This window comes from Pseudomonas fluorescens (assembly GCF_041354075.1).
In the GTDB taxonomy this organism is placed as follows: Bacteria; Pseudomonadota; Gammaproteobacteria; order Pseudomonadales; family Pseudomonadaceae; genus Aquipseudomonas; species Aquipseudomonas fluorescens_CE.
Window position 1 is genome coordinate 98868 of sequence record NZ_JARZGC010000015.1, and the last position, 12075, is coordinate 110942.

The 12075-nt window shown below is 65.7% G+C and carries 2 protein-coding genes (1 of these 2 cut by a window edge); both read right to left on the reverse strand.

Annotation, left to right across the window (positions count from 1 at the left end; genetic code table 11):
- Entirely contained in the window at positions 1–3225 is a 3225-nt protein-coding gene (locus QIW53_RS18975) for a non-ribosomal peptide synthetase (protein WP_371051172.1), read from the reverse strand.
- Positions 3222–12075: the 3' portion of a non-ribosomal peptide synthase/polyketide synthase gene (locus QIW53_RS18980; protein ID WP_371051173.1), read on the reverse strand. 4622 nt of this gene lie beyond the right edge of the window; 8854 of the gene's 13476 nt are visible here — the last part of the coding sequence; its start codon lies beyond the right edge, outside the window; its stop codon occupies positions 3222–3224. The genes QIW53_RS18975 and QIW53_RS18980 overlap by 4 nt, the downstream gene beginning before the upstream one ends.

Genomic DNA, 12075 nt, shown 5'->3' on the forward strand with positions numbered 1-12075 from the left:
CTACAGGGTTTGTGCGGCTTTGGCTTGCTGCATCAATCGCGCTTTTTCCGTCAGCAACGCCTTTTCCTCCGGGCTCATGGTGTCCAGGCGCAGGCGGGCCTGGGCGATTTTTTCCAGTTGGCCGGGGGTGCCTTCACCCGTGCGCAGCGCCTGGGCCAGGCCCGCCACGGTCGGGTGGTCGAACACCAGGCCCGGCTGGATTTCGCACTGCAGCAACTTGCGAATGCCCGCCACCAGCTTGATCACCAGCAATGAATGGCCACCGGCGGCGAAGAAGTCGCGGTCGATGCCCAGGCGTGGCAGGTCGAGCAGTTGCGCCATGCGCGCCGCCAGGAGCTGTTCCAGGGCATCGCGGGGTTCCAGGCCGCCATCGTCCTGCGCCGTCGCACCGAGTTGCTGCAACGCCTTGCGGTCGATCTTGTCGTTAGCCAGGCGAGGGAAGCTGTCAACCGCCTGGATCTGCTGCGGCAGCATCACGCTGGGCAGGCGCAGGGCCAGTTCTTCGCGCAGGTGCTCGAGCCAGTCGGCCGCAGGCATCTGCCGGGGCACGACGAAGGCTAACAAGCCATCCTGTGCGGTGGCGCCGGGCAGCACCAGGGCTTGAGCGACATTCGGCAGACGCAGCAACTGCGCCTCGATCTCAGCCAGTTCGATGCGGAAACCCCGCACCTTGATCTGCTGATCGCGCCGCCCCTGCAACTGGATCGACAGGTCCGGACGGTAGCGCGCCAGATCCCCGGTGCGATACAGCCGCTGCGAGGCGTCGAAGGGGCTCTGGATAAACGCCTGCGCATCCGCGTCGGCGTTGAGGTAGCCCCGACACAGCTGCGCGCCGCCCAGGTACAACTCGCCCAACACACCGACCGGCGCCAGTTGCAGCGCTTCATCGAGCACGTACACCTGATTGTTGCCCAGTACCTGACTGAGCGCGGCCGTGTCCGGGGTATTTAGCGCCAGCGGATGGACCAGCACCCCCACCGTCGCTTCGGTCGGACCGTAGTGATTGAACACCCGGCAATCGCTGCGCAGGTCAGCGATGCGCGTGATCAAGGTCGGAGCAATCGGTTCGCCACCGAGTATCAGCGTGTGCGGCAGTTGCGCGTGCTCACTGTCGAGCAGCGCAGCGAGGTGCGACGGCACGATCTTCAGGCAATCGATGGCCTGCTGTTGCAGGAACGCGCCGAACAGCGCGCCGTCCTGCATCTGCTCGTCCGTGGCCACGTGCAGCGTGGCGCCGTTGAACAGCGCACCGAACAATGCGGTGTTGCCCAGGTCCGCCGCCACCGTGGAGGTGAAGCCCACGTGCCGGCACTGGTCCAGTCCCAGCGCCACGCTGACCTGCGCGGTGTAGTTGAGCAATTGGCGATGTTCGATGACCACGCCTTTGGGGATGCCGGTGGAGCCCGAGGTGAACAGCACGTAGGCGGCCTCCTCACCCTGTGTCGCGGGCTCGCTTGTACGAGTGACCACCGGTGTCGCGTTCAGCAACTGCGTCAATGTACTCACCCGTAACCCGGCGCCCTGCCACTGTTCGAGCTGCGCGGCATCGACCAGCAACAGGTTGGCGGCGGCCTGCTCCAGCATCAGGGCCTGACGCGCCTGTGGCCATTGCGGGTCCAGCGGCAGATACGCCGCCCCCACCTGCCAGGCCGCCAGCATCGCCACCACCAGATCAGCCGAACGGGGCAGCGCCAGCGCGACGATCGCGCCACGCCCCACCCCTTGGGCATGCAGGGCATCCGCCAGTGTCGTCACCTGAGCCTGCAATTGCCTGTAGCTCAGGCGTTGCGTGGCGTCGGTCAGGGCAATCGCCTGCGGCGTGGCGCGGGCGTGTTCGGCAATGCGTTGCGGCAGGTAGCGAGCCTCCACGGCGTGCGGCGCCGGGTTGATTGCCAACAGGCGCCGCTGTTCGTCAGGGCCCAGCAACGACAACCGACCCAGTTCAGCCTCTGGCGTGGCGACGATGGCGGCAAGCAACACCTTGAACTGGGCGATCAAGCCGTCCATCGCCTGCACGCTGTAGCGCGACGCGGCGAATTGCAGGTGCAACGCCAACGGGTTTTCGCCGTCGTCCAACTCGGTTTGCAGCAGCAATTCCACGTTGGCTTGCGGCTGTGGACGCTGCACCGGCAGCCAGTGCAACGCGCTGGTCCCGGCACGCGGCGCGCGCCACCGGGCGAAACCATACGCTGGCAGCGCCGCTGCCGGCGCCAGTTCGGGCGACCAGTATTCCTGCCAGGTGCGATGTTCATCCAGGCGGGTCGCCAGGTCTTTCAGCCAGCGGTCGAATGGCGTCGTCGCCGGCAGCGACAGGTTCAGCGGCAGGCTGCGCTCGAAAACGCCCACGGCGTCGGCGAAATACTCGTAATCCTCGCGGCTGTCATGGCGCAGCCCCACCAGCATCTGCTCATGCCCGCTCAAACGGCCGAGCAATAACCACCAGGCCGCTTGCAACAACAGGGCAGGCGGTTGTTGCAAGGCATCGGCCGCCTGCTGCAAGCCACTGCGCAACGAGGGCTCCAGGGCGCTGGTCAGGCAGGAAGTGGCGGCTGGCGCTTCGGTGCCTGTATCGCGATAGGCCAACCACGGGCTGGACAGCTCGACGTCTGCGCCTTGCAGGTGTTGCTGCCAATAGTGGCGCGCTCCGGCGGCATCCTCGTCGAGCACCACTTCGCTGCGCCATTCCAGGTACTGGGTGAACTCGCCTGGCGCGTCGTCGCCCTCTGGCAAACCCTGTTCATAGGCCAGAAGCAACTGCTGGTAAAACCGCTGCAAGCCGTTTGCATCGGTGCTGTGCCGGGCCATACCGATCAGCAGTTTCCACTGATCCTCCGCCAGACGATAAAGCACCGCCTGGGCGTTCTCCGACTCGCCGGCCACGAAAGAGCGCGCCGCCCATTCGGCGATTTGTGCCTGGATGTCGGCCGCCGCGTCGATCCGTGCCTGAACGGTCAACGGAAAGCGCTCGGCCCCCGCGACGAATTGGCGAAGACCATGAAGCCCCGCCGCCCTGCCCAGTTGCGCCACCAACATCGGCTGTTGCGCCAGCACGGCATCCAGCGCCATCTGCAGGCGCTGGGGGTCCAGTGCGCCGTTGATCCGGACCTCGAAAAAATGCAGCGCGTCGGCGCACGCCGCCGCCTTCGGCAACTGCTCCAGCACGCGTTGCTGCTCCGGCGTCAGGGCATAACCCAGGTCCTGTTGATCCATCGATACGGGGTTCATGCGCCGGTTTCCTCGGTGTTCATTGTGCTTGAAGCGCAAGGTTCCCGGGCTTCAAGGCTGCTGTGGTCGTACATGTCGCCCATGGCGACAACGATTTTGCGGGGGCCTTCGTACGGATCACGGGCATGGGCCACCAGCATGTTGTCCAGCAGGATCGCGTCGCCCTTCTGCCAGTCGAAACGCACCGCGCATTCCTCGTACAGATCGCCGATGCGCTGCATGACGTCGTCTTCAATCGGCGTGCCGTCGCCGTAGAACACGTGGCGGGGCATGCGGTCCAGGCCGAACATCGACAGCAGGTCCTCGCGCACCTGCGGCTCCAGCCAGTAGATGTGATGCAGCTGCACCTGGTTGAAGAACGACTTGGCGCCGGTCACCGGGTGACGAATGATCGCCGGGCCCGGAGTGCGGGTTTGCAGTTCATCGTTGTCGAGCCAGCGCCACTCGATGCCACCGACGCGGCAACGGGCTTCGACTTCGGCGCGGTCTTCGGTCTTGAAGAAGTGCTGCCACGACACGTCGAGCTTGTCGGTGAAGGTGCGCACGTACAGCAAGCCCTTGGCCTCGAACCTGTCGCGCAGCTCCGCCGGCAGTTTTTCGTACATCAACCGGCAATCGACCACCGGGGTCGCACCGCCGGACAGCGACGGTTGCTCGCAATAGAACATCTGCTTGCGCGGCCAGCGGTCCTGGTGGGAGCTCTCGTTGTGGAACAGGATCATCTTGCGCTCCGGGTACGGCGTGGAGCGGTAGGTGTTCTTGCCGCCCTCCTTCTTCGGCAGGTCGCCGTACTGCCCGTACAGGCCCGGCTGGATCGCCTCGGCGAAGGCTTCGAAGCCCTGGATGCCGTCCAGCGCAAAACCACGGAACAGAATGCCGGCGTGCTCGGCGAGTTTCTGTTCGAGCAACGGCCGGTTCTGCCTGATCCACTCGATCAGGTCCAGCTGCGGCTCGTTCGGCTCCACCAGCAGGGGAAACGGCTGCGGCGCGGCCAACAGCGATTCACGCACGGGCGCGGGGCGGATCTTGGCGACGGTGGTCGCCGAACGTTTGAGGAATTTGCCGAGTTTGTCGGCTTTCGGTCCCGGCGCAGCGGGCCGGGTGGCCACGGCTGAATGGTCGACTGGCATGCTGATAGCTCCCAATTGAATGTCCTGATCAGCGACGATCTGTTCCAACAGGGCTATCCAGGCCTTGACCAGGGACTGAATGCGCTCGTGTCCGAACAAGGTTGTGGCGAATTGCCAATTACCCAGCAATTGCCCTTCTTCATCGTCAACGAACAACGCCATGTCGAATTTAGAATGGGACTCCAGCACCGGCAGCGTTTCCACGCTCAAACCGCCGAGGGTCTGCACGCTGCCGGGCAGGTTGTTCATCACGAACAACACCTGCACCAGCGGGTTCATGCCTTTGTGGCGCGGCACCCCCGACGTGTCGACGATCATGTCGAAGGGCAGGTCCTGATGCTCCAGGGCGCCGAGCAGGGTTTGCTGGGTGCGGGCCAGGAAGCTGGAGAACGTGGAACCGGCGTCGAACCGCGAACGCAGGGGCAGGACGTTGACGAAGAAGCCGATCAGGCGTTCCAGTTCCGGCTGCCCGCGACCGGCGACATCGGCGCCGACCAGCACGTCCGCCGCGCCGCTGACCTGGTGCAACAGCACCTGGAAGGACGCCAGCAGCGTGCTGTACAAGGTCACGCCAGCGGTCTTCGCGTGCTGGCGCAGGGCACCGCTCAGCTCGCGGCTGAGGCGGAACTGCACCGCGTCGCCTTCGAACGACGGGACCGGGCCTCGGGGATTGTCGGTCGGCAACGGCAACTGCCCGCTGTATCCGGCCAACTGATCTTTCCAGTATTCGGCTTGCCGGCCGAGGATGCCTTGCCGTTCCAGCGCCTGTTGCCACAGGGCGAAATCGGAATACTGCACCTCCAGCGCCGGCAATGGCGGCAGGCTCGGGTCCTCCTTCAGGTGATAGGTCTGCACCAGCTCGTTGACCAGCACGCCCATCGACCAGCCATCGGAAATGATGTGGTGCATGCAGTACAGCAGCACGTGTTCGGTCGGCCCCAGGTGCAGGATTCGCCCACGCCACAGCGGCGCCTGTTCGAGGTCGATCGGCGTGCGCACATTGTCCAGCGCGGCCTGGGCCACCTGTTCTTCCTGGGCGCTGCGCGACAATCCGGACAGGTCGGTGACCGGGAAGTCGACCGTCACCTGCTCGCTGATCACGGCAATCGGGTCGCCCTCCTCGTCCTGGGCATACGCGGTGCGCAGCACTTCATGACGGCGCACCACGTCGGCAAAACTGCTCACCAGACGCTCGATGGACAACTCGCCGCGCAAGCGCAACGCCATCGGCATGCCATAGGCCGAAGTGCCACCGGACAGCTGTTCGGCGATCCACAGACGCCGCTGCACCAGCGACAGCGGCGCCACGGTTTTACCGCCGTGGGCCTTGAGCGCCGGCACCTCGACCGCAGGCTTGCCCTGCGCCTGCATCCACGCCGCCAGGTCCTGGAGCCGTGGATGGCTGAACAGATCACGCAGGCTCAACGGACAATCGTTGAGTTTGCGCAGGCGGGAAACCGCCTGGGTCGCCAACAGCGAATGCCCGCCCAGCTCGAAGAAGTGATCGGTGCGCCCGACCTGTTCCAGCTCCAGCACGTCCTGCCAGACCGTGGCGATCTGCTGTTCCAGCGGACCGACGGGGGCGACAAAATCACCGCTGGCTGCACTGGCATCGACCCCCGGCAAGGCTTTGCGGTCGATCTTGCCGTTGGGGCTCATCGGCAGGGTTTCGAGCAGCAGCACATGCGCCGGCACCATGTAATCCGGCAGGCTGGCGCGCAGGCGTGCCTTGAGGTCCTCGCGCAACAGCGCCTGGGCCGCCGCCTCGCCGCGAGCCAGGGCTGGATCGTCGAACGCCACGTAAGCCACCAGTTGTTGACCGATGGCCGCCGGTTGCGCCACCACCAGCGCCTGACGCACCGACGGCACCTGGAGCAGGTGGGTCTCGATTTCACCCAGCTCGATGCGGAAGCCGCGAATCTTCACCTGATGGTCGAGACGCCCGGCGTAGTCGATCAACCCGTCGGGGCGATAACGCGCGAGGTCGCCGGTGCGATACAGGCGCCCGCCGCCCAGCGGGTCGAACGGGTCGGGAATGAACCGCTCGGCCGTCAGGTCCGGCCGGTTGAAGTACCCACGAGCCAGCAGATCGCCGCCGATCACCAGCTCGCCGACCACGCCGACCGGTGCCGGTTGGCCGTGGATGTCCAGCACATGCAGGCCGCGTCCCTGCAACGCATGGCCAATCGGCATGGTGGCCGGCAACGGCTTGAGGCCCGACGCATACTCGCTGCAATCAAGTTCGGTGGCACTGACCGTGGCTTCGGTCGGGCCGTAGGTGTTGAGCAACTGCACGTGCCCCAGGCCAGCCTTGGCCCAGGTGGCCACGCCTTCGGGCGGCATTGCTTCGCCGCCGACGCTGACCAGGCGCAACACGCCGTAGTCGCGCGGTGCGCTGGCCGCGAAGTCCTTGACCAGCATGTTCCAGTAGGCGGTGGTCAGGTCGCTGACCGTGATCCGGTGATCCAGCACCTGGCGATGCCAGGTTTCGCTGTCCCAGATCTCCGGGCCGCGCAGCACCACGGTCGCCCCGCAGATCAACGGGGGGTAAAGCTGCTCGACGAAGGCATCGAAGTTGAAGGTGGCGAATTGCAGGCAGCGATCGGCGGCTCTGAGGCCATGGAAACCCACGGTCGTCAGGGCATGCCGCGACAGCGCCGAATGGTCGATGGCGACGCCCTTGGGGCGCCCGGTGGAGCCAGAGGTGAACATCACATAGGCGAGGTTCTGCGCGCTGCAACGCACCGGCAGGTTGTCGCTCTGCGCCGGCAACTGGAGTTGATCCAGACTGAGCACGCTGACGTCTTGCACGACGGGCAATGCACCCAGCAAATGGCCCTGGGTCAGCAACACCCGCAGTCCGCTGTCTTCGATCATCGCCCCGAGGCGCTCGGCCGGGTATTCCGGGTCCAGCGGCACGTAGGCGCCACCGGCCTTGAGCACCGCCAGCAGGCTGACGATCATCGGCACCGAACGCTCGACCGCAATCCCCACCAGCACATCGGGGCCGACGCCCTGCTGCACCAGCACCCGCGCCAGCTGGTTGGCCTGGGCGTTGAGCGCGGTGTAGCTCAGGCGCTGCTCGTTGTAGATCAACGCGATTGCCTCTGGGGTCCTGGCCACCTGCTGCTCGAACATCTGCTGCACGCGGTGCTCGTCGCCCGGCTGCACCAGGACTTCGCGCAGCGCCGCCGGCACCAGGGTCAGCTCACCCAGGCAACGCTCGGCCGGGGCCTGGACCATCTGCTGCAAGAGCTGGTCGAGGCAGGCTGCCAGTTGCTCGATCACCGCGCCATCGAACTGTTGACGGTTGTAGCTGAACTGCATCGACAACTGCTCGCCGAGCATGACCGACAGCGTCAGCGGGTAGTTGGTCTGTTCGAAGTTCGCCACCTCGCCAAAGCGCAGGCCCTGCGACCCGCCCTGTTGCAAGGCGTCGGCAATCGGGTAGTTCTCGAACACCAGGATGTTGTCGAACAGCGCTTCACCGCCCTGCCCGGCCCAACGCTGGATGTCGAACAGCGGCGTGTGTTCCTGCTCGCGCAGCAGCAGGTTCTGCCCCTGCACCTGTTGCAGCCATTGCTGCAACGGTTGCTCGGCGCGCGGGCTGGCAATGACCGGCAAGGTGTTGATGAACAGGCCGATCTGCTGTTCGACGCCGCTCAGTTGCGCCGGACGCCCGGACACCGTGGCGCCGAAACACACCGTGTCCTGACCGGTGCAGCGCTGCAACAGCAACAGCCACGCGGCCTGCACCAGGGTGTTGGCGGTGATCTTGTGCGAGCGGGCAAACTGCTGCATCGCGGCGGTACGGTGAGCGTCGAGGTCGAGGAAATACTCGCCCTGGCCCGCGCCTTCGCGGCCACGGTGAATCAATGCCTTGGCCAGGCAGGTCGGCTCCTCGAATTCAGTCAGTTGTGCCTTCCAGAAGGTTTCGCTGACCTGCCCGTCCTGACGCGCCAGCCATTCGATGTAGTCGCGATAACGCCCGCCGCCGAGCGACGGAGCCTGCCCGTTGTAGCGCTGCAAGACGTCGCCCAGCAATTGCGAATTGCTCCAGCCGTCCATCAGGATGTGGTGGCTGGTGTAGATCAGGTGATAACGCCCGTCACCCACCTGCACCAGCACCAGACGCAACAACGGCGCGGCGTGCAGGTTGAAACCCTGCCGCCGTTGCTCGCTCGCCAGTTCCGTCAGTGCCTGCGGCAGATCGCTGCGCTCGCGCCAGTTCAGTACGCTGAACGGCACGGCCAGGTCCTTGTGGATCACTTGCAGCGGACGCTGCACATCGCCGTCCCAGACAAAACTGCTGCGCAGCACATCGTGGGCGTCCATCGCCGCTTGCCACGCCTGGCGGAAGCGTTCGACGTCGAGACCGTCGACGTCCACGCACAGCTGGTTGATGTAGGCGCCAGCTTCCTGTTCATACAGGGTGTGGAACAGCATGCCCTGCTGCATCGGCGACAGCGGGTAGAGGTCTTCGACCTGGCGCGGCGTGAGCGCCAGCGCATCGAGTTGCCCCTGGGTCAGCCCGGCCAGCGGGAAGTCGGAAGGCGTCAGGCCCTGGTGCTGCGGCTGGCAGCAATGCTCGATCAGGCGTTCCAGCTCGCGGCCATAGGCCTGGGCCAGGCGCTCGATCGTCGACTCGTCGAACATCTGGCCGCTGAAGGTCCAGCCGATGTTCAACTCGCCGGCATACACCCGACCGTTCAGGGTCAGCCAGTTGTCCAGCGTGGCCGATGGGCTCTGGTTGGCCCCCGCCGACTCGCTGGCCGGGGTGAACAGGGCGCCGGCGTCCTCGGCAAAACCGGCGTCGAACTGGCCCAGGTAGTTGAAGGTGATGCGCGGCACAGGCAGTGCCGCGAGCGTCTGCCGCGCCGCGTCGTTGCCCAGGTAGCGCAGCGCGCCGAAGCCCAGGCCCTTGTCGGGGATGGCACGCAGTTGTTCCTTGATCGCCTTGATCGACCCACCGACTTCGCTCGTCGGGGTCAGGCGCACCGGGAACAGGCTGGTGAACCAGCCGACGCTGCGGCTCAGGTCCAACTCGTCGAACAACGCTTCGCGGCCATGGCCTTCGAGCTGGATCAGCGTCGAGGCATCGCCCGTCCACTCGCCGATCACCCGTGCCAGCGCGGTCAGCAGCAGGTCGTTGATCTGCGTGCGATAGGCCGCCGGCGCTTGCTGCAACAGCTTGCGCGTCTGCTCCGGGTCCAGGCGTGTCTGCACGTGCAGGGCGTGTCGGTTGTGCCGTTCGCCCTGGGGCCGCTCGCACGGCAGGTCCGCCCGCGCACCTTCCAGCTGCGCGCTCCAGTAACCGATCTGAGCCTGCATGGCTGGGCTGTCGGCATGGGTTTGCAGACGACGGGCCCAGGCTTGCGTGGAGCTGGTCTTGGCCGGCAGTTTAACGGCCTGACCGGCCTGCAATTGCTCGTAAGCCTGTTGCAGGTCCTCCAGCAGAATGCGCCACGACACCCCGTCCACCACCAGGTGATGGATCACCAGCAACAGGCGCTGACTACCATCACCCAGGTTCGCCAGCACGGCGCGCAGCAGCGGGCCGTTGGCCAGATCGAGGCTGCGCTGGGCTTGCTCGGCCAGCTGTTCGAGGGCCGTCGCATCGGACACCTCGGCTTGCCATAACAAGGGTTGCGCGGCCACGGGGCGGTGGGTGGCCACCGGCTGCCCCTGTTCGACGCTGAACGCCAATCGCAAGGCATCGTGATGCGCGACCAGCGCCTGCAACGCCTGCTCCAGCGCCTCGGCGTGCAGTGGCTTCGCGGTCTTGAGCAGCACCGACTGGTTCCAGTGGTGCGGGTCGGTCAGGTCGCGCTCGAAGAACAGTTGCTGGAACGGCAGCAACGGCGTGCGGCCGGTGACCGGACCCTGGTCGATGCTCAACCCGCCCTCGCCCATCGTCGCCACCGCCGCCAGATTCTGAACGGTCTGGTGCAGGAACAGGTCTTTGGGGCTGACCTGAATCCCCGCCTGCCGCGCGCGACTGACCACCTGGATCGAGATGATCGAGTCGCCGCCCAGTTCGAAGAAATTGTCGTGGATGCCCACCGGCGCACGCCCCAGCACGCTTTGCCAGATTTCCACCAGCGCCTGTTCGATGGCCGTGGTCGGCGCTCTGTAGGCATGGTGGCTGATGCTTGTGTCCGCTTTGGGCAGTGCCTTGCGCTCCAGTTTGCCGTTGGGGCTGACCGGCATTTTCTCCAGCCACAGCCAATGCTGCGGCACCATGTAGTCCGGCAGGCTTTGGCCCAGGTGCGCTTTCAACACCTGCGCCAATGCGTGACGGCTCGCGTCATCGGCCAGTGGCTGCGCGGCGACCACGTAGGCCACCAGCAGGCTGCCGTCCTGGGCGATGACCACGGTTTCGCGGACGTCGTCGTGCTCGGCCAGGCGCGCTTCGATCTCGCCCAGTTCGATGCGCAGGCCACGGATTTTCACTTGATGGTCGATGCGCCCGGCGTACTCGATCACGCCATCGACGCGGTAGCGCGCCAGGTCGCCCGTGCGGTACAGGCGTTCGCCATTGCCAAACGGGCTGGTGACGAAACGCTCGGCGGTCAGTTCCGGACGACGATGGTAACCACGGGCCAGACCTTCGCCCCCCAGGTACAGCTCACCCGTCACCCCGACCGGCAGCGGCGCCAGTTCGGCATCGAGAATGTAACTCGACAGGTTGGCAATCGGCTGACCGATTGGCACCACATCGTGCCCTTCATCGACGCAGGTCCAGTGGGTCACGTCGATGGCCGCTTCGGTCGGGCCGTACAGGTTGTACAGCCCGGCGTTCGGCAACTTGGCAAACACCTGCTGCTGGGCGTCCACTTGCAGGGCCTCGCCGCTGCACACGATGCGGGTCAGACTGGTGCAGGCGGCCACGGCCGGGTCCTGCACGAAGACCTGCAACATCGACGGCACGAAGTGCAGCGTGGTGATCTGATGTGCGGTGATCAGCTCGATCAGTTGCGCCGGATCGCGGTGCGCGCCGGGGGGCGCGACCACCAGGGTCGAACCGGTCAGCAGCGGCCAGAAGAACTCCCAGACCGACACATCGAAACTGAACGGGGTCTTTTGCAGGACCTTGTCCGAGGCGTCGAGCCCATAGGCCTGCTGCATCCAGCACAAGCGGTTGACCAGCGCCGAGTGACGGTTGGCCGCGCCCTTGGGCTTGCCGGTGGAGCCGGAGGTGTAGATGACGTAGGCGAGGTTTTCCCCCGTGAGCAGCGCCTGCGGATTGACGTCGCTGCGCCCGTCCAGCCAAGCGTCATCCTGATCCAGCACCAGACTGCGCAGGCCCGGCGGAATCGGCAGTTGCCCCAGCAGAGGGTGTTGCGTCAGCAGCAACTCGATGCCGCTGTCGTCGAACATGTAGGCCAGACGGTCCGCCGGGTATTCCGGGTCCAGCGGCACGTAGGCGCCACCGGCCTTGAGGATCGCCAGCAGGCCGACGACCATGTCCACCGATCGCTCCACCGCGATGCCCACCAGCACATCCGGACCAACGCCCTGCTCGATCAACACCTGGGCCACCCGATTGGCTCGCGCATTGAGCGCGGCGTAGCTCAGGCGCTGTTCGCCGAACACCAGCGCGCAGGCATCTGGCGTGCGTTGCACCTGATCTTCGATCAGCGATTGCACTGGGCGGTGCAACGGATATACAGCGGCAGTGGCGTTCCAGCCCGCGACCATGTGCTGGCGTTCCGCAGCG